The organism is Ruegeria sp. D4 (genome assembly GCF_056534475.1).
Genome location: NZ_JBQFPJ010000004.1, coordinates 253,948 through 272,002 on the forward strand (window position 1 = coordinate 253,948; position 18,055 = coordinate 272,002).

20 protein-coding genes are annotated in these 18,055 nt (G+C 61.2%); 9 read left to right on the forward strand and 11 right to left on the reverse strand.

All coding sequences use genetic code 11. From position 1 onward, the window contains the following. Window positions 1–83: 83 nt before the first annotated feature. The 9 genes from yddG to ACR0MI_RS08990 all read right to left on the reverse strand — a co-directional run bounded on the left by yddG (window position 84) and on the right by ACR0MI_RS08990 (window position 6,968). Window positions 84–950, reverse strand: coding sequence for an aromatic amino acid exporter YddG (gene yddG, locus ACR0MI_RS08950; protein ID WP_170619264.1), 867 nt, complete (start codon window positions 948–950; stop codon window positions 84–86). Between the two features lie 80 nt (window positions 951–1,030). Next, window positions 1,031–1,753, reverse strand: a complete 723-nt coding sequence (phbB, locus tag ACR0MI_RS08955) for an acetoacetyl-CoA reductase (RefSeq protein WP_170614379.1) — start codon at window positions 1,751–1,753, stop codon at window positions 1,031–1,033. A gap of 187 nt (window positions 1,754–1,940) precedes the next feature. Next, window positions 1,941–3,116: an acetyl-CoA C-acetyltransferase gene (locus tag ACR0MI_RS08960; protein WP_480854159.1), complete on the reverse strand. Its 1,176-nt coding sequence runs from the start codon at window positions 3,114–3,116 to the stop codon at window positions 1,941–1,943. 191 nt (window positions 3,117–3,307) lie between these two features. After that, the gene (locus tag ACR0MI_RS08965) at window positions 3,308–4,141 is read right to left on the reverse strand and encodes an EAL domain-containing protein (RefSeq protein ID WP_170816940.1); all 834 of its coding nucleotides are present in this window, start codon (window positions 4,139–4,141) and stop codon (window positions 3,308–3,310) included. 114 nt (window positions 4,142–4,255) lie between these two features. Beyond that, window positions 4,256–4,444 (reverse strand): hypothetical protein, encoded by a 189-nt coding sequence (locus ACR0MI_RS08970; protein ID WP_170614382.1) that lies wholly within the window; start codon window positions 4,442–4,444, stop codon window positions 4,256–4,258. A 92-nt stretch (window positions 4,445–4,536) separates the two neighbouring features. Continuing rightward, a complete protein-coding gene (locus ACR0MI_RS08975; protein WP_170816939.1) occupies window positions 4,537–5,508 on the reverse strand; it encodes a sterol desaturase family protein in 972 nt (323 codons plus the stop codon). Then, on the reverse strand, window positions 5,505–5,891 hold the full coding sequence (locus ACR0MI_RS08980) for a hypothetical protein (RefSeq protein ID WP_170614384.1): 387 nt from the start codon (window positions 5,889–5,891) through the stop codon (window positions 5,505–5,507). The genes ACR0MI_RS08975 and ACR0MI_RS08980 overlap by 4 nt, the downstream gene beginning before the upstream one ends. A gap of 59 nt (window positions 5,892–5,950) precedes the next feature. Next, entirely contained in the window at window positions 5,951–6,280 is a 330-nt protein-coding gene (locus ACR0MI_RS08985; RefSeq protein WP_170614385.1) for a hypothetical protein, read from the reverse strand. Between the two features lie 115 nt (window positions 6,281–6,395). Then, window positions 6,396–6,968, reverse strand: coding sequence for a TlpA disulfide reductase family protein (locus tag ACR0MI_RS08990; RefSeq protein WP_170614386.1), 573 nt, complete (start codon window positions 6,966–6,968; stop codon window positions 6,396–6,398). A gap of 21 nt (window positions 6,969–6,989) precedes the next feature. Between ACR0MI_RS08990 and argH the strand changes: the two genes are divergently transcribed. From argH to ACR0MI_RS09015, 5 genes are read left to right on the forward strand one after another with little or no spacing between them, the layout of a single operon-like run. Further along, a complete protein-coding gene (gene argH, locus ACR0MI_RS08995) occupies window positions 6,990–8,378 on the forward strand; it encodes an argininosuccinate lyase (protein WP_170619261.1) in 1,389 nt (462 codons plus the stop codon). Continuing rightward, window positions 8,375–8,560 (forward strand): argininosuccinate lyase, encoded by a 186-nt coding sequence (locus tag ACR0MI_RS09000; RefSeq protein WP_480440899.1) that lies wholly within the window; start codon window positions 8,375–8,377, stop codon window positions 8,558–8,560. The genes argH and ACR0MI_RS09000 overlap by 4 nt, the downstream gene beginning before the upstream one ends. A gap of 30 nt (window positions 8,561–8,590) precedes the next feature. Next, window positions 8,591–8,740 (forward strand): hypothetical protein, encoded by a 150-nt coding sequence (locus ACR0MI_RS09005; RefSeq protein ID WP_170614389.1) that lies wholly within the window; start codon window positions 8,591–8,593, stop codon window positions 8,738–8,740. A gap of 55 nt (window positions 8,741–8,795) precedes the next feature. Then, window positions 8,796–10,061, forward strand: coding sequence for a diaminopimelate decarboxylase (lysA, locus tag ACR0MI_RS09010; RefSeq protein WP_170614390.1), 1,266 nt, complete (start codon window positions 8,796–8,798; stop codon window positions 10,059–10,061). A 36-nt stretch (window positions 10,062–10,097) separates the two neighbouring features. Then, the gene (locus ACR0MI_RS09015; protein ID WP_480440901.1) at window positions 10,098–12,644 is read left to right on the forward strand and encodes a TIGR02302 family protein; all 2,547 of its coding nucleotides are present in this window, start codon (window positions 10,098–10,100) and stop codon (window positions 12,642–12,644) included. 18 nt (window positions 12,645–12,662) lie between these two features. Here the strand turns inward: ACR0MI_RS09015 and ACR0MI_RS09020 are convergent, their stop codons facing one another. Further along, window positions 12,663–13,376 (reverse strand): zinc-ribbon domain-containing protein, encoded by a 714-nt coding sequence (locus ACR0MI_RS09020; protein ID WP_170614391.1) that lies wholly within the window; start codon window positions 13,374–13,376, stop codon window positions 12,663–12,665. A gap of 188 nt (window positions 13,377–13,564) precedes the next feature. On the opposite strand from ACR0MI_RS09020, the gene ACR0MI_RS09025 reads away from it, so the two are divergent. The 4 genes from ACR0MI_RS09025 to ACR0MI_RS09040 are packed head-to-tail and all read left to right on the forward strand — an operon-like array spanning window position 13,565 to window position 16,470. Further along, on the forward strand, window positions 13,565–14,242 hold the full coding sequence (locus ACR0MI_RS09025; RefSeq protein WP_170614460.1) for an ATP-binding cassette domain-containing protein: 678 nt from the start codon (window positions 13,565–13,567) through the stop codon (window positions 14,240–14,242). Next, on the forward strand, window positions 14,239–15,138 hold the full coding sequence (locus tag ACR0MI_RS09030) for an FtsX-like permease family protein (protein ID WP_170614392.1): 900 nt from the start codon (window positions 14,239–14,241) through the stop codon (window positions 15,136–15,138). Before ACR0MI_RS09025 ends, ACR0MI_RS09030 begins: the two co-directional genes overlap by 4 nt. Beyond that, a complete protein-coding gene (locus ACR0MI_RS09035) occupies window positions 15,138–15,878 on the forward strand; it encodes a lysophospholipid acyltransferase family protein (protein WP_170614393.1) in 741 nt (246 codons plus the stop codon). Before ACR0MI_RS09030 ends, ACR0MI_RS09035 begins: the two co-directional genes overlap by 1 nt. Then, complete coding sequence (locus ACR0MI_RS09040; RefSeq protein WP_170619259.1) at window positions 15,865–16,470, forward strand: pyridoxamine 5'-phosphate oxidase family protein; 606 nt, start codon at window positions 15,865–15,867, stop codon at window positions 16,468–16,470. The genes ACR0MI_RS09035 and ACR0MI_RS09040 overlap by 14 nt, the downstream gene beginning before the upstream one ends. A gap of 146 nt (window positions 16,471–16,616) precedes the next feature. Here the strand turns inward: ACR0MI_RS09040 and lpdA are convergent, their stop codons facing one another. Further along, a complete protein-coding gene (gene lpdA / locus ACR0MI_RS09045) occupies window positions 16,617–18,005 on the reverse strand; it encodes a dihydrolipoyl dehydrogenase (protein ID WP_170614395.1) in 1,389 nt (462 codons plus the stop codon). Window positions 18,006–18,055 lie beyond the last annotated feature (50 nt).

Sequence of the window (18,055 nt, forward strand, 5' to 3'; positions counted from 1 at the left end):
CTGAATCACTCTGTATCGCCAATGTCCCGAAAGCACCAAAGGCGCGGCAGGTTATTGGCGATGCAAGTTCAGGGCAGGGCGAACTAGGACTTCAGACTGGCCCGCGCCGCAATTGTGGCCCCGCCGGTGATCAACAGCGCCGCGACCGCCAGACCCCAGGAAGGGGCGGCGATCCCGGCGAGAACCAGCGCAAGCGTAGACAGCAATGGTGCCGCATAGGACGCGGTGCCCAGTATCTGAATGTCGCCCCGCTTGACCCCGATATCCCAAACATAAAACGCCAGCCCGACCGGTCCCAGACCCAGGGCAAGGATCGATGCCCAGCCGAATGCGGTCGCGGGCCAGACCGTTTCCTCCACAGCAAGATGCAGCGCGCCCGAGGCAATTGCCGCGGCGATGCAGAAAACAGCAACCGAACTGGTGGGGGTATCGCCCAGACGCCGGGACAGAACGGAATAGCCCGACCAGGTCAACGCGCACATCAGTGCCAGCGCATATCCGGGCAGGTGTTGCACCTGAAACCCGGTGCTGCCGCCACCGGCAATGATCAGCGCCGCGCCCGCGAAACCGAAGCAGGCACCAATCAGATGCCCGATGCGCAACCGCTCGCCGGGCAACAGCCCCGACAGCAGAACGATCAGCAAAGGCCAGAGATAGGCGATCAGACCCGCCTCGGCCGCGGGGGCCATCCTCAGTGCCGAGAAATATAGGGCGTGATAGCCGAACAGACCCAGCGTTCCGAACAGATAAGTTGTCCAGGGTACGCGCCCAAGTTGTTGCAATCCGCCGGTGGCCCAGGTCCAGATCAGGCCCAGGGTGCCGCCGATTGAAAAGCAGACGGCGTTCAGCAGCAACGGTGGTGTCGGTGTCGAGCCGACAGTGAACAGGGCCAGCAGGGACCACAGCAGCACAGCAATAAAACCAATCGCCGTTGCGCGCATTCTGGTCATGGGGCAGCCTCTTCGGGAATCTGAAATTGACAGGGCCGGCCCATTTGGACCGGCCCGTTCAAAATTGCAATCGCTCTTGATCAGACGAAGAACTGCGCACCGTTGGCCGAGATGGTCGAGCCGTTGATGAACTGGGAATCGTCCGATGCCAGGAACGCCACGCAGCGCGCGATTTCCTCGGGCTCACCCAACCGGCCGGCCGGGATCTGACCGATGATCGATTCGCGGACTTTTTCCGGAACCGCCATGACCATCTCCGTAGCGATATAGCCGGGGCAGATCGCGTTTGCGGTGATGCCCGCACGTGCACCTTCCTGCGCCAGCGATTTCACAATGCCCAGATCGCCCGCTTTGGTTGCGGCATAGTTCACCTGCGCGAACTGGCCCTTCTGTCCATTGATCGAGCTGATGACGATCACGCGGCCAAACTTACGCTCGCGCATGCCGGGCCAGACCGGGTGTACGGTGTTGAACACGCCGGTCAGGTTGGTGTCGATCACCTGATGCCACTGCTCGGGCGTCATCTTGTGGAAAGGGGCGTCTTTGGTGATACCGGCATTTGCCACAACGATGTCGATGGGGCCAACTTCGGCCTCGACCTTTTCGATACCCGCCTTGGACTCGTCATAGTCGGCGACGTTCCACTTATAGGTGGCGATACCGGTTTCCTCGGTGAATTTCGCGGCGGCTTCGTCATTCCCCGCATAGGTGGCTGCAACGTTGTACCCTTCGGCTTTGAGCGCCTTGGAAATTGCTGCGCCGATGCCGCGGGAGCCGCCGGTTACGAGTGCTGTACGTGCCATTTAGGAGTCCTCCAAATTTAGTCGGCTTGGTAATTCTGTTACTCTGAGAGAGATTGGTGCGCAATATCGTTTCGTTCAGGTCTTTGCTTTTCTGCTCAGCGAAATTGTCGCAGCTACGGTGTAAGGCTTGATTGTAACAAAAAAGGGCGTCCGTGGGACGCCCTTTTCTATTTGGTTCTCAACGCACTTAGTCGCGCTCCACGCACAGGGCGACACCCATGCCGCCGCCGATGCACAGGGTCGCCAGACCCTTCTTCGCGTCGCGGCGCTTCATTTCGAACAGCAGCGTGTTCAGAACGCGGCAGCCCGAGGCACCGATCGGGTGGCCGATGGCAATCGCGCCGCCGTTCACGTTCACGATCGACGGGTCCCAGCCCATGTCCTTGTTCACGGCGCAGGCCTGCGCGGCAAAGGCTTCGTTCGCCTCGACCAGATCCAGATCGTCTACCGACCAGCCGGCTTTCTCCAGCGCCTTGCGCGACGCGTAGATCGGGCCCACGCCCATGATCGACGGGTCCAGACCGGCAGTGGCGTAGGATGCGATACGGGCCAGCGGCTCGATCCCGCGCTTTTCGGCGTTTTCAGCAGACATCAGCAGGGTTGCGGCCGCGCCGTCGTTCAGGCCCGAGGCGTTTGCCGCGGTGACAGAACCGTCCTTGGTGAAGGCAGGGCGCAGCTTGGCCATGGCTTCCATGGTCGCGCCGTGACGGATGTATTCGTCGCTGTCCATCACGATGTCGCCCTTGCGGGTCTTGATGGTGAACGGCGTGATCTCGTCGGCGAACTTGCCGGCCTTCTGCGCGGCTTCGGCCTTGTTCTGCGAGGCAACGGCGAATTCGTCCTGCATGTCGCGGCTGATCTGCCACTTCTCGGCGACGTTTTCAGCGGTCTGACCCATGTGATAACCGTTAAAGGCATCCCACAGACCATCGCGGATCATCGTGTCGATGTATTTCATGTCGCCCATCTTGTGACCGGCGCGCAGGGCGGCAGCATGGGGCGAAAGGGTCATGTTTTCCTGGCCGCCGGCGGCGACGATTTCGGCATCGCCCAGCTGGATGTGCTGTGCGCCCAGAGCAATGGCACGCAGGCCCGAGCCACAGACCTGGTTGATGCCCCAGGCCGCGCTTTCCTGCGGCAGGCCGGCATTGATGTGCGCCTGGCGCGCGGGGTTCTGGCCCTGAGCGGCGGTCAGAACCTGGCCCATGATGGTTTCGCTAACCTCGCTTTTGTCGATTCCCGCGCGTTCGACAACGGCCTCAAGCACAGCGGCCCCAAGATCGTGGGCGGGGGTGTTGGCAAACGAGCCGCCAAAGCTGCCGACACCGGTACGTGCGGCGGATGCGATTACTACGTTGGTCATTCGATTAATCCTTTACCGTCATGGTCCTGTGGGAAATGTGACGGCGCAGATCGTAGAGGATCCCCCTGCAATCAAGAGCGCCCCGTGATCCCCGCTCCAGCACCATTTGGATATCGCAATGCTGCACGCGCAGCAACGGGCAGCTTGTCTCAGGGCGGCAGGTCGTAGGCTGAAATGTGTTGCGGCAGGTGTTAAGTCCCTGTCTCCTGTGTCTTTTCCGCTTTCCACGGCGGTTTGACCGAAGGCGCGCCGAACAGAAAGCCCTGCAGGCAATCGACACCGCTGGCCACCAGAAACTCGGCATCCTGCTTGGTTTCAACCGATTCGGCGGTCACGAGGATTTCGAATTCGCGGGCAACCGCGATCAGGGCTCTGACCAGCGCCTGATTGTCGGGGTTCGTGCTGACACCACGCACGAATTGTCCGTCGATCATTGCCGCGTCGAACAGAAACTCGCGAAAGTGGCGAAAGCTGAAGTTGCTGGCGCCAAAATCGTCCAGCGCAAAGGCGATGCCGCGGGCCTGCAGACGATCCATGAAATCGACCACCAGTTCCGGTACCTGCATCGCCGAACTTTCCGAGATTTCAAGGATCAGCCGCTCACCCAGAGCGGGGTCATTTTTCATGAACCGCTCAAGAATACGCGACCAGCGGGTGTAACCGATCGAGCGGGCCGACATGTTGATCGACAGTCGGATCCCCGGATTGCGCGTCAGGGTGCGCAAACCCATTTCAAGCGCGACACAGTCCAGCTCGCGCCCGATTGGCGTGTTTTCAACCTCGGGCATGAACTCGCGCGCTGGAATGACCCGCCCGGTTTCGTCCAGCACCCGGATAAACCCTTCGTAGAACGCCACGCCGTGGGGGGCATTGGCCTGCATGACCGGCTGAAAGGCCAGCTTGCATTGCTTGTGTTTCACCGCCTCCGTCGCCATTTGCACCGTCGACAAATCGCGCGAAGCCACCGCCGCGTTCAGCGGATTGTCCGCGCCTTCCGGCAGATCAGCCAGTTTCCTGTCCCGCATGGGCGCACCCGGTCCTTGCGTAAAATTGATAGGGGTCTGATGCCCATATCAGAGCAAAGAAGTGAATCTGACGTTAATCGAGACAGAAGCGTAAAAGCTGCTATGTGCCGGGGATCACTTGGCCGATCGGCTGGTCTGACGCAATGTGGTTGCTGCGCCGATCAGGGCCCCAAGAAGGCCCAGCGTCATCATTGCAAAGCCCAAACCCAGGAATACCGAAGGTCCTCCGCCAATGGCTGTCAGCATGGCAAGGACAAGGCCGGTCAGGCCAAAAACAGTATAAAGGGTCGTTGTACGAGACATAAAGGCCTCCGGGCACGCTAAATCAAAACATCGTTCTAATATGAAGCCGGGGCCAATAATATCAAGTATTCAGCGTAAGATAGTCGTTGCGCTCAGGAATTTTCCGCCTGTTTTGCGGGCAAAAATTCCTCGAGATGTTCAAATCCGGGCGTTCCGCGATCTTCGGGATGTCGGGCCAGATGGCTGGCCTTGATCTGCTCAGAATTCTTCCGGCTTCCGTCATGGCTGTAGCCCGGCGGCGCAAAGCAATAGGCCAGGCGCTGCCGCCATGTCAGCTCGGGCTGCGTCGCGTCGCGCCAGATGCCGACCCATTCGTGAAAGGCCACGCGCAGCGGGTTGAACGTGCCGATATTATGCACCAGCCCATAGTCGACACGGTCATCATCCTGTTCCGGTACAAAAGTACCGAACATCTTGTCCCAGATGATGAACACACCAGCATAGTTGCAATCCAGGTAACGCGCATTGCGGCCATGATGCGCGCGGTGATGGCTAGGGGTGTTCATCACCGCCTCGAACCAACGCGGCATTTTGCCGATGGCTTCTGTGTGAATCCAGAACTGATAGATCAGGTTCAGCCCGCCGACGAACAGCACCATCGCGGGATGGAACCCCAGCAGGATCAGCGGCGCGCGCACCACCATCATGAAGGTGAACGTATAGGTCCACGTCTGCCGTAGCGCCGTGGTCAGGTTGTAATGCTGCGAACTGTGATGGTTCACATGGCTGGCCCAGACCCAGCGGATGCGATGGCCAAACCGGTGCACCCAGTAATAGCGCAGGTCATCCAGCACGAAGCAAAGAAAAATCACCGGGATCGAAGTGCCCAGGTCCAGCGGCGTAATCCGCCACAACCACATGAAAAACGCGTATGCGATGAAGCCCAGCAGAAAGCCCGAGGCGATGTTGCCCGCACCCATGATCAGCGAGGTTACGGCGTCGCGCGTCTCATACCGTCCGCCGCGGCCCTTGATGGCAATCCACAGAAACTCGGCCAGAATGGCGGCGATGAAAAACGGGACGGCCCATTGCACGGCGTCGGGAAAGCTCACTTGGTCGGTCATGAAGGGTCCATCATCAGACGCCAGTGCTGGCGTTCGCTGTCATCAAGGCTGAGGATTACGCGTGGGGTGCTGAAATCATGAAACTGAACCTCGATGCCTTTGGGATGGTCCATCCAGTCGAAATCAAGCAAATGCCGCGCCACGGTATCCGCACCGAACGACCACAAAAGCCCCTTGCCAGCGTCCGTGCGGATCAGCGCCGCATGGCCGTCATGGGCAATCATGACATCAATGATGTAGTCCTCCGGGGCATGTCGCAGCCATTCCGACCGCGCCGTGTCCGGTGTCAGAAGGCGCAAACGGGACTTGCCCGTCGCATGCAGCAACAGGGTAATTCCGGCGATACCGCCGACCACCAGAACCAGCAGGATTTCAAGCGGCATTCCGTCCTCCCGCCGACAAGTTGCAAGGCGGATAACCGACTGTCAAAGGTGGCGTCGCGTCAGCCTTTTTCCAGACTTTCCAGGATTTCATGCTGCACCACGCGCCGGACGAACGGGACCAGACCTTCGGGACCAGACGTGCGGTCTTTCAGGTGAATGCAGATATCCGGACGGCGGGAGGCGATTATGCCCACCATTTCGCCCCGTACCTTGTCATCCAGCCCCGCGCCCATGATGGCGCATGCGATCCGGGGTTCGGCGTCCAGTTGCCGCCGCACCTCATCAGGGTCATGTGCACCCAGCCATTGAATCGGCAGGTGATCCAGTTGCTGCGCGACATCTCCGATCACATTCGGCAAGCGTCCAATCAGCAAAACCACAGGTCTCATCGTCACCTCCATTCCCAAAACGCAAACTGCCCCGCCCAACAGGAGGGGCGGGGACAGTATATCACGAGATTGAAATGGACGGGCCTACATTACCGGATTGTACCGATAGTCTTTTTCAGCTTTCGCCCTCTGTGCCGACCAGCGCCGCGATGATCGCCTTGGCGCTGTCCGAATTCCATTCCGCATCCCCTATCAGGCGCGCGATTTCCTGTCCCTCGGGGTTCAGGATGACGGTGATCGGCAGGGCGATGACGCCGAATTCACGCGCGGCGGCCTGGCTGGGGTCCTGATGGCGCGGAAGGTTGACGATTCCGTTCTCGTCGAAGAACTTCTTGATCCCGGCAGGGGTGTTTCGACCGGTGGCCAGGGTGAGAACCTGAAATTTGTCGCCGCCGAATTCTTCCTGCAATTCTGCAATCTGGGGCATTTCCTTGCGACAGGGCGCGCACCACGTGGCCCAGAAATTCACCAGCACATATTTGCCGGCGTAATCTTCAAGTGTGCCGACCCCGCCGTCGTCTTCCAACTGGAACTCGATGGTCTTTGCCGGTTTGGGTTCCTTATGCAGGATCAGCCGCTTCAGGCTGCCGTCCCGCAGCGGCGCCAGAGTTTCGGCATCACTGGCCAAAGCCGCATTTGCACCCAGCGCAAGGGCCATATAAAGGGGGATCAGACGTAACAGGCGCATATCAACTCCGGGTTTTCCAACATGACCGATCAATCCTCGAACCAGATGTGGGGCGGCCGCTTTGCCGCCGGTCCAGACGCGATCATGGAGGCAATCAACGCCTCGATCGGGTTCGATCAGCGGATGGCAGCCCAGGACATCGCAGGCTCGCGCGCCCATGCCGCCATGCTGGCTGCCACGGGCGTTATAACTGATAGTGACGCGCAGGCCATTCGGGAAGGGCTGCTCACCGTTTTGTCAGAAATCCAGAACGGAGATTTTCAGTTCTCGACCGCGCTGGAAGACATCCACATGAATGTTGAAGCGCGCCTGAAGGAAGTAATCGGAGAGCCCGCAGGCCGTTTGCACACGGGCCGCAGCCGTAACGATCAGGTGGCAACCGATTTCAAACTCTGGGTCCGCGATCAGCTGGACGCGGCGGAAACCGGGTTGCTGGCCCTGATCCGCGCGCTTTTGGCGCAGGCCGAGGCCGGGGCGGACTGGGTCATGCCGGGCTTTACCCATCTGCAAACCGCGCAGCCAGTGACGTGGGGTCACCACATGATGGCCTATGTCGAGATGTTTGGCCGTGATCTGTCCCGCGTGCGCGACGCCCGCGCCCGGATGAACGAATCGCCGCTGGGTGCCGCCGCGCTTGCGGGCACTTCTTTCCCGATCGACCGGCACATGACGGCCGAGGCGCTCGGTTTTGACCGCCCCGCGGCGAACTCGCTGGATGCGGTCAGCGACCGCGACTTCGCGCTGGAATTCCTTTCGACCGCCTCGATCTGTGCCGTGCATCTGTCGCGCTTCGCCGAGGAACTGGTGATCTGGTCCTCGGCCCAGTTCCGGTTTGTGACGCTGTCAGACCGGTTCTCGACCGGATCATCGATCATGCCGCAAAAGAAGAACCCGGATGCGGCGGAACTGATCCGCGCCAAGGTGGGGCGCATCTATGGCGCCAATACCGCGCTGATGATGGTGATGAAGGGCCTGCCGCTGGCCTATTCCAAGGACATGCAGGAAGACAAGGAACAGGTCTTTGACGCCGCCGACAACTGGATGCTGGCGCTGGCGGCGATGGAAGGCATGGTCAAAGACATGACCGCCAACCGCGACAGCCTTGCCGCCGCCGCCGGATCAGGTTTTTCGACCGCTACCGACCTGGCTGACTGGCTGGTGCGCGTTCTGGGCCTGCCGTTCCGCGACGCCCACCACGTCACCGGCGCGCTGGTGGCCATGGCCGAAGCCAAGGCCTGCGACCTGCCCGATCTGACCCTTGAGGATATGCAGTCTGTCCATGCCGATATCACGAATGATGTCTATTCTGTCCTAACCGTCGAAAATTCGGTAAACTCACGTCAGTCCTATGGCGGCACGGCACCGGATCAGGTCCGCGCCCAGGCCGAGCGATGGAAGGGACTGGTGTGAAACAAGTCATGCGCATCCTCATGCTGATCGCGGTCGGAGTTGCTCTGGCCGGGTGCGGCGCGGACGGCGAGCCGACCACCCCAACCATGAGCGCCAGTGTCGGTGTCGGATCAAATGGCGTTCACGTCGGCGCAGGCGTCGGGTTCTGGCGCGGACCCGTCGGTGTGTTCTTTGGTGTCTGACCGGCCGAACGAAAGAACGAAAAACTCTTGATGAAAACCTTTCTTCTGATCCTTTCGCTGGCCGCCCTTGCAGCTTGCGACCCAAACTACAAACCGCGCTCTGAACCGGCGGCGGAACCCAGAGGTTCGGGCATTTCCATCTCGGGATATGGCCGCGTGGGAATTTCGACGACAAAATAAGGGTTCCGCCGGAATCATTTGCTCCGAATGCCCTTTTTGGTCTAAGCGCGCAGTCATGGATCACTTTCTCTACCGCGACGGCGCGCTCTACGCCGAGGATGTCCCGATTTCCGAGATTGCAGCCGCGGTCGGAACGCCGTTCTACGTCTATTCCACCGCGACATTGCTGCGGCACTTTCAGTTGTTCGATGACGCGCTTGAGGGCACCGATCACCTTGTCTGCTACGCGATGAAGGCGGCCAGCAATCAGGCGATTCTGAAAACGCTGGCGCAAGCCGGTGCGGGAATGGACGTGGTCTCGGGCGGGGAATACATGCGCGCCAAGGCAGCCGGTGTGCCGGGCGACAGGATCGTGTTTTCGGGCGTTGGCAAGACGGCGGATGAAATTCGCACCGCACTGACCGGTGGCATCCGCCAGTTCAACGTGGAATCCGAGCCCGAGATGGAGGTGATCAATGCCGTCGCGCAGGAGCTGGACGTTGTGGCGCCGATCACAGTGCGGGTGAACCCCGACGTCGACGCCAAAACCCACGCCAAGATCGCGACCGGCAAGTCCGAGAACAAGTTCGGCATCCCGATTGCGCGCGCTTCCGAAGTCTACGCCCATGCTGCCAGACTACCCGGGCTGGAGGTGATCGGCATCGACGTTCATATCGGCTCGCAACTGACCGAGCTTGAGCCGTTCGAGCTGGCATATACCAAGGTGGCGGAGCTGACCGAAAAGCTGCGGTCTGAAGGGCACGATATTCGTCGCCTCGATCTGGGCGGTGGTCTCGGCATTCCGTACACCCGCTCGAATGACGCGCCACCACTGCCGGTGGAATACGGTGCACTGATCAAGAAAACGCTGGGCCATCTGGGTTGCGAGATCGAGATCGAGCCGGGCCGATTGATTGCCGGAAATGCCGGGCTGATGGTCAGCAAGGTGATCTATGTGAAATCCGGCGAGGGTCGCGATTTCCTGATCCTTGACGGCGCCATGAACGACCTGATCCGCCCCGCAATGTACGAGGCGTATCATGACATTGTCGCCGTTCATGAACCCGCGCCGGGGGTCGAACAGCAACCCTATGACATCGTGGGCCCGGTCTGCGAAACCGGTGATACCTTTGCCAAGCAGCGCGATATGCCGCCGCTGAACGCCGGTGATCTGGTCGCGTTCCGCAGCGCCGGGGCCTATGGTGCGGTGATGTCCAGCGAATACAACACCCGTCCCCTGATCCCCGAGGTTCTGGTGCATGGGGATCAATTTGCGGTTATTCGTGAACGCCCAAGCTTTGACGAAATCATAAACCGCGATACCATACCCCCATGGCTCTGACGCGATGATCGCACGGGCCTGATCAGGAGGCCCGCCTTGAGCGACAGATCAAACCTGCCTATTCCCCGGCTGTCCCTGTGGCTGACGCTCGCAGGGATGCTGGCCGAGCGGGTTTTGCGCGCGTTTTGGCCGTTTTTTTCTATTTTGATGGCCATTTTGGCCGCTCTGATGTTGGGTCTTCAGGATCTTGTCAGTGTCGAATTTGTCTGGGCGGCGGGCAGTGTCGCGCTGATTGGACTGCTTTCTGCGCTCATGTTCGGGGTCAGGCGATTCCATCTACCGACACGCGCCGAGGCGTTGGTGAGGCTAGATGAAACACTGCCGGGACGCCCGATCCAGGCCTTGGTAGACGATCAGGCCATCGGCTCCATGGACGCGGCCTCGGTCGCCCTGTGGCAGGCGCACCAGAAACGCATGGCACAAAAGGTGGCGCAGGCCGAACCCGTAAAGCCTGACCTTAGGCTGGCAGACCGCGACCCCTTTGCCCTGCGCTATGCAGCGCTTCTGGCGCTGGTGATCGCAACCCTGTTCGGGTCGTTCTGGCGTATCGGATCCGTGGCCGAGATGACGCCGGGTACTGCGACAGCGGGGCAGGGGCCAAGCTGGGAAGGCTGGATCGAACCGCCCAGATACACCGGTCTGCCGACGCTCTATCTGGCCGATCAGCCGGGCCCCGATCTGACGCTTCCACAGGGCAGCCGCATCACGTTGCGCTTTTACGGAGAAGTCGGGTCACACAGCCTGACCGAGACCACGTCTCTTTTGGGGGCCGAGGCCGAGACCAATCCCGAACAGGATTTCGTGGCCGAACATTCAGGGCAATTGAAGATCGAAGGCCCCGCAGGGCGCGAATGGGCGCTGAACCTGCTTGCCGACGCGGCGCCGCAGATTGCGGTGACCGATGTGGCCGAAGCCGAGGCGGGTGGTCAGATGAAACTGCCCTTTGCGGCAAGCGATGATTATGGCGTGGTCTCGGGCACCGCATTGATCGAACTTGATCTGGCCTCGGTTGATCGCCGCTTTGGCCTGACTGCAGACCCTGAACCGCGCGAAGCCGTGACCGTTGAACTGCCCATGCCGATCACCGGCGACCGGGCCGATTTCACGGAAGACCTGATCGAGGATTTCTCGGAACATCCCTGGGCACACCTGCCGGTCACGATAACCCTGATGGCACGGGATGCCGCCGATCAGGAAACCTGGTCCGATCCCTATCAGACGGCCCTTCCTGCGCGCCGTTTCTTCGACCCGCTGGCTGCCGCGGTGATTGAACAACGGCGTGACCTGTTGTGGGCCCGTTCCAATGCGCCGCGCATTGCGCAAGTTCTGCGCGCCGTGTCCCACCGCCCCGAGGATTTGTTTCGGTCCGACACCGCCTATCTGAGGCTTCGGGTCGTGCTGCGCCGGTTGGAGACGTTCACCGATTATGGCCTGAAGCCGGATCAGCAAGCCGAAATAGCCCAGGCCCTGTGGGATCTGGCCGTGCTGATCGAAGATGGCACTCTGGCCGATGCGCTGGAACGCATGCGCCGCGCGCAGGAGCGCCTGACGGAGGCGATGAAGAATGGTGCCAGTGACGAGGAAATCGCCGAGCTGATGCAGGAGTTGCGCGAAGCCACGCAGGATTACATGCGACAGCTTCAGCGGCTGGCACAAGAAAACGGTGAAGGCGGCGAGAACCAGACAGGCCCAAATGGCGAGTCTCTGCAGATGACCCAGGACGATCTGCAGCGGATGATGGACCGCATTCAGGAACTGATGGAACAGGGCCGCATGGCCGAGGCGCAACAGGCGCTGGAAGAGTTCCAGCAGATGATGGAAAACATGCGCGTGACCCAAGGTCAGGGGCAGGGCGGACAGTCCGAGGGTCAACAGGCCATGGAAGGGCTTGCGGAAACCCTGCGCGAACAGCAGGGCCTCAGCGATCAGGCGTTCCGGGATTTGCAGGAACAGTTCAACCCCGGTGCGCAGGCCGGCGAAAGCCGCGGCAACGAAGGCCGTTCCGGTGGCCTGGGCCGGGGCCAGAGCCATGAAGGCCAGGGCGGTCAGGGTGACGGCTCGGACGATCAGGCCGGCGGCGGACAACAGGGCCAGGGATCGCTTGCAGACCGCCAGCAGGCCCTGCGCGAGGAACTCAGACGTCAGGAACAGGGCCTGCCGGGTGCCGGAACCGCCGAAGGTGAAGCGGCGCGCGAGGCGCTGGGCCGCGCCGGTCGCGCCATGGACGAAGCGGAAGACGCCCTGCGCGGCGACGATCTGGCCGAAGCCATTGACCGACAGTCCGAAGCGATGGAGGCCCTGCGCGAGGGCATGCGCTCGCTGGGCGAGGCGCTGGCGCAGAACCAACAGAACCAACCGGGACAGGGCTCGCAGGAAGGCGACATGGAGGCCAACAACCGCGATCCACTGGGCCGCAGCCCGGGTGCTGCCGGGTCGATCTCGACCGACGACAACCTTTTGCAGGGGGAAGACGTCTATCGCCGCGCGCGTGAACTGCTGGACGAAATCCGCCGCCGCACCGGTGAATCCGATCGGCCCAAGATCGAGCTGGAATACCTCAAACGCTTGCTGGAACGTTTCTGACGCTTGGTTTTGCGCGGTTCAGTTCTGAACCGCCCCGGATTGCGCTTGAAGCCAGACGCGCGCCTGATCCACCAGCGAGACATAGGGTTTCAGAACAGGGTCGGCCTGCGGAACAGCTTCACTGATCTGCTGCGCGTTGCCGTAGATCAGAAACAGAAGAACACCGATGATCAGGATCAGTGAGAATCCCCGCAGAAAGCCGCCCGATTTGCGCTGCGCGGGCTGATCGTCGGTATCGGACGCGTTCACTTCATCGCTGCGCAGGCTGGAATTGATCGCCTCGACATCCGGCAAAGCGTCTTTCTGCCCCGCATCTGCGGCGGTTTCCACGGGAACGGATTGCGTCGCAGGCGCCGGTTTGGCGACCGGTTCCAGCGCAAGATCAGGCTGGCTTTCAAGGCCGCCCCCTTCCTTGGCCCGCAATTCCGCCTCGCGGGCTGCCTCCTCCTTCAGGATGCTGGCGACAGAGGGGTCGACACCGCTTTTGGCTTCAGCAGGCTGCGCCTCTGCGGGCTCGTTCATGTCGTCCGCTGGCGGCGATGCGGGCTCGGGCGCCTCATCGGTTGCAGCATCCGGTGCTGCCGGTTCGGGCGCAGAGACTGCTTCAGCCGGGTTCTTCGCCTGAAACCACGTCTCTTCACAATTGGAACACTGAACGTCGCGGCCTTCTTCCGGAATAACCTCATCCGGAACTTCATACTGGGCACTGCAATTGGGACACGTAAGACGCATGCTGCCTCCTGGCCGATTGATCGGCCTGATAGTAGTTTTTTAAGGAACCATATTCCGTTAAGACCCAACAGCAAAGGGCGATTTCGGTTTCACGGGTCAAGTGTCACCAAATCGACCCGGTGCAGGCATTGAAACCGCAACCGCGCTCGGGCAAGAAGAGCGGCAGAAAAAACCTGGGGGCGCACCTTGTGATCGAGCTGGAGAATGTCAGCTACACCTATGGCGACGGCGAACTGCTGAGCGACGTGTCGATCCAGCTGCCGCCGGGGTCCTTCCACTTTCTGACCGGTCCTTCGGGTGCGGGCAAGACCACGTTCCTCAAACTGTGCTACGGCGCTCTGTTGCCGACATCCGGTCGTCTCAGCGCGTTTAACAGCGATATTGCCCGGCTGGACCGCGACCAGATGGCCCTGTTGCGTCGCCGGATCGGCGTGGTCCATCAGGATTGCCAGTTTCTCGACCACATGACACTGGCGGAAAACGTGGCTCTGCCGCTGATGGTTTCGGGGCGGGCCGAAACGGCCGAACAGGACAACCTGACAGAACTGCTGAGCTGGGTCGGGCTTGGATCAAGGCTCGAGGCGCATCCGCCGGAACTGTCGGGCGGCGAACGCCAGCGCGCCGCGCTGGCCCGCGCGGTGATCCTGTCGCCGGATGTGGTGCTGGCGGATGAACCCACCGGCAATGTGGACTGGGAAATGTCGCAGCGCCTGCTGCGCCTGCTGGTCGAACTGAACCGGATGGGCAAAACGGTGCTGATCGCGACCCATGACCTCAGCCTGATCCGCGCCGCCAAAAGCCAGGTACAGGCGCGTGTTCTGCGGATCTCGCAGCGCAAGCTGCAGCTCGCGGGGGCCGATCTATGAGCAATGGCACCATCCGCAACCTGCTGTCGCGCGACAAACGCGCCGACCGGGTGGTTCCGCCCACAGGGTATACCGCGCATCTGACCCTGTTCGTCTCGGGCGCGATGGGATTTCTGGCGGTATTTGCGCTGGCCCTGTCGCTGGCTTCGGGCCGCGTGGCGGATCGCTGGGCGTCGGAACTGGCCGGTGCCGCCACCTTGCGCATCAACGCCCCTGCCGGACAGCTTGCGGCCCAGACCGAAGCCGCCCTGACCGTCCTTGGCCAGACCCCTGGAGTCGCCTCGGCCCGCGCCTTGACGGATCAGGAACAGGCCGCTCTGCTATCGCCATGGTTCGGACCCGATCTGCCACTGGACACTCTGCCCGTGCCGCAACTGATCGAGATTATCGAAGGCGAACCGGGGCTGGATGCCGCCGGGCTGCGCCTTCGCCTGAGCGCCGAGGTGCCTGGCGCGGTTCTGGATGACCACACACGCTGGCGCGAACCGCTGGTTGACGCGGCCATGTCGGTGCGGCGACTGGGCTGGATTTCCATTCTGCTGATCGGCGGTGCAACCGCCGCAATGATCACGCTGGCTGCCAACGCCTCGCTGGCCGCCAACGCCCGGATCATCGAGGTCCTACGCCAGGTCGGAGCCCGCGACCGTTTCATCGCCGGAGCCTTCGTGCGCCGCTTTACCTATCGGGCGCTTCTGGGGGCCGGGATCGGAACCCTGTTTGGAATGATCGGCGTGTCACTGCTGCCCGATACCTCGGATGCGGGCGGGTTTCTGACCGGGCTCGGCTTTCAGGGGGCAGGATGGTTGCTGCCGGCCGTCATCCCGCTTCTAGGTGCTACGGTTGCGTTCTTCGCGACCTGGAGCGCCGCCCGCAGAAAACTAAAGGAGCTTTCCTGATGCGAACAGGTTTTCAATGGATTCGCTCTTTGATCTTCATGATCACAATCTATGCCTGGATGTTGATCCTTGGCATTGTCTTCGCGCCCTATGCCCTGTTCACCAAACGCGGCGCATTGCAGGCCTGCAAGACCTACGCCCGCAGCACGATCTGGCTGGCCCGCTGGATGGTCGGCATCCGCTGCGAGGTGCGCGGATCACCCCCCCATGACGAAGTCGTCATCGGCGCCAAGCACCAGTCCTTCCTCGACATCATCATGATCTTCAGCGCCATCCCCCACGGCAAGTTCATCATGAAACGAGAGCTTCTGTGGACCCCGATCATCGGCATGTATGCCCGCCGCTTGGGGTGTATTCCGGTCAACCGCGGCAAAAGGGGCGCGGCCGTGGCGAAGATGGTCAAGGATGTCGCAAAGGAATTCACCGAACCTGGTCAACTGGTGATCTACCCGCAAGGCACCCGAGTCGCGCCGGGCGTTCAGAAACCATACAAGGTTGGAACCGCGGTGCTTTATGAAGGTCTCGGGTTTCCATGTGTTCCGGTGGCCACCAATGCGGGCGTTTTCTGGCCCCGCTCCGGGATCATGCGCAAGCCCGGCCTTGCAATTGTCGATTTCCTGGATCCGATCGAACCGGGTGTGGCCCGGGACGAATTTCTGGACCGGCTGGAACAGGAGATCGAGACGCGGTCGAACAGTCTGATGCGGGAAGTGGGGTTTGATCCGGATGGAGTTCATTGACGACATAACCGCGCTTGAGGCGCTTTATGGCAAACCCGGCGCGCCGTCCTTGCGCAAGGTGGTGCGCCATCTGACACCGCTTTACCGAAAATGGATCATGGCTTCACGCCTTTGTATTCTCAGCACGGTGGGCCCCGAAGGTGTCGATGGCAGCCCGCGTGGCGATGATGGCCCCGTGGTGCTGGAGCTTGACGCCAAAACTCTGGCGCTTCCGGATTGGCGTGGAAACAACAGGCTGGATTCCTTGCGCAATATCGTCCGCGACCCGTGCGTTTCTCTCATGTTTATCGTGCCGGGGTCGAACAACGTCGTTCGGCTGAACGGAACCGGGCGCCTGACCGCAGATATCGGAATGCGTGACAGGTTCGAGAAACACGGGAAGACCCCGGCAACCGTCATTGTCATCGAAATAGACGAAATCTACACCCAATGCGCCCGTGCCCTGATGCGGGCCGGAACTTGGACAGGCAGGGACCAGAGCACCGATCTGCCAACGATCGGCGAAATGCTGGCCGAAGCGTCAGGTGGCGAGGAAGGCGGCGCGGACTACGATCGTGAATGGGTCGCCCGCGCGGCAAAAACCATGTGGTAACGGGGGCTCTGCCCCGCCGCGCGTGCCGCGCGACTCCCCCGGGATACTTTCGGCCAGATAAAGAGCGGATCCGAACTTCATCTGGCTCCAAATATCCCGGAGCGCGAGGCAGAGCCTCGCATACCTTGGTTCAGTCTGGTGGTTCCCTACGAGTGTATCGGACCGTCGCCACAGGCCAGTGCTGCTTCGCGCACTGCTTCGGAATAGGTGGGGTGGGCATGGCAGGTCAGGGCCAGATCTTCGGCCGACGCACCAAACTCCATCGCCACGCAGACCTCGTGGATCAGATCGCCGGCAGCCGGGCCGATGATATGCGCGCCCAGAATTCGGTCCGTGTCCTTGTCGGCGAGGATTTTGACAAATCCATCGGCGGCAAAATTCGCCTTGGCGCGGCCATTTCCCATGAACATGAATTTGCCGACTTTGTAGGCGCGGCCCTGTTCCTTGAGGGTCGCTTCGGTCTCGCCCACATTGGCCACCTCGGGCCAGGTGTAGATCACGCCGGGAATGACACCATAGTTGACGTGCCCATGCTTGCCTGCAACCTGCTCGGCGGCGGCCATGCCTTCGTCTTCGGCCTTGTGCGCCAGCATCGGGCCTTCGGTCACGTCACCGATGGAATAGATCCCCGGCACATTGGTCTGCCAGTCGGCCCCAACCTTGATCTGGCCGCGTGGCGTCATCTCAACACCGAGAGCGTCCAGTCCCAGTCCGTCCGAGTACGGCTTGCGCCCGGTGGCGACCAGCACGGTATCGGCTTCGATCACGTGTTCGCTGTCGTCCTTGAGCAGCTTGTAGGTCACCTTGGCTTTGGTCTTGGTGGCTTCGGTCTTCTGGACTGCCGCCCCCATGACGAATTTCAGGCCCTGTTTCTTGAGGATGCGCTGGAAGGTCTTCTGCACCTCGGGGTCCATGCCCGGCGTGATTTCCTTGAGGAATTCGATCACCGTCACCTCGGCCCCCAGGCGGCTGTAGACCGAGCCCAGTTCCAGCCCGATCACGCCGGCGCCGATGACAACCATCTTCTTCGGAATCTTGCCCAGCGACAGCGCCCCTGTCGATGTCACGACCACCTTTTCATCGACCTCGACACCCGGCAGAGCAGACGGTTCGGAGCCGGAGGCGATGATGATGTTCTTGGCCTCATGCACCTCGTCGCCCACCTTGACTTGACCGGCAGCGGGGATCGAACCCCATCCCTTCAACCAGTCGATCTTGTTCTTCTTGAACAGGAACTCGATGCCCTTGGTGTTGCCCTCGATCACCTCGTCCTTGTAGGCCTGCATCTGTTTCCAGTCGACAGAGGGGCTTTTGCCCTTCAGGCCCATCTTGGCAAAGTTATGCTCGGCCTCATGCAGCTGATGGCTGGCATGCAGCAGCGCCTTCGACGGAATGCAGCCCACATTCAGGCAGGTACCGCCCAGCGTATCGCGGCCTTCGACCACGGCGGTTTTCAGCCCCAGCTGGGAGCAACGGATGGCGCAGACATAGCCGCCGGGTCCGGCGCCGATAACGATGACATCATAATTTGCCATAATATTCTCCTAAATCGACCGGATCACCCGGTGGCCGCACGACCCGGCAT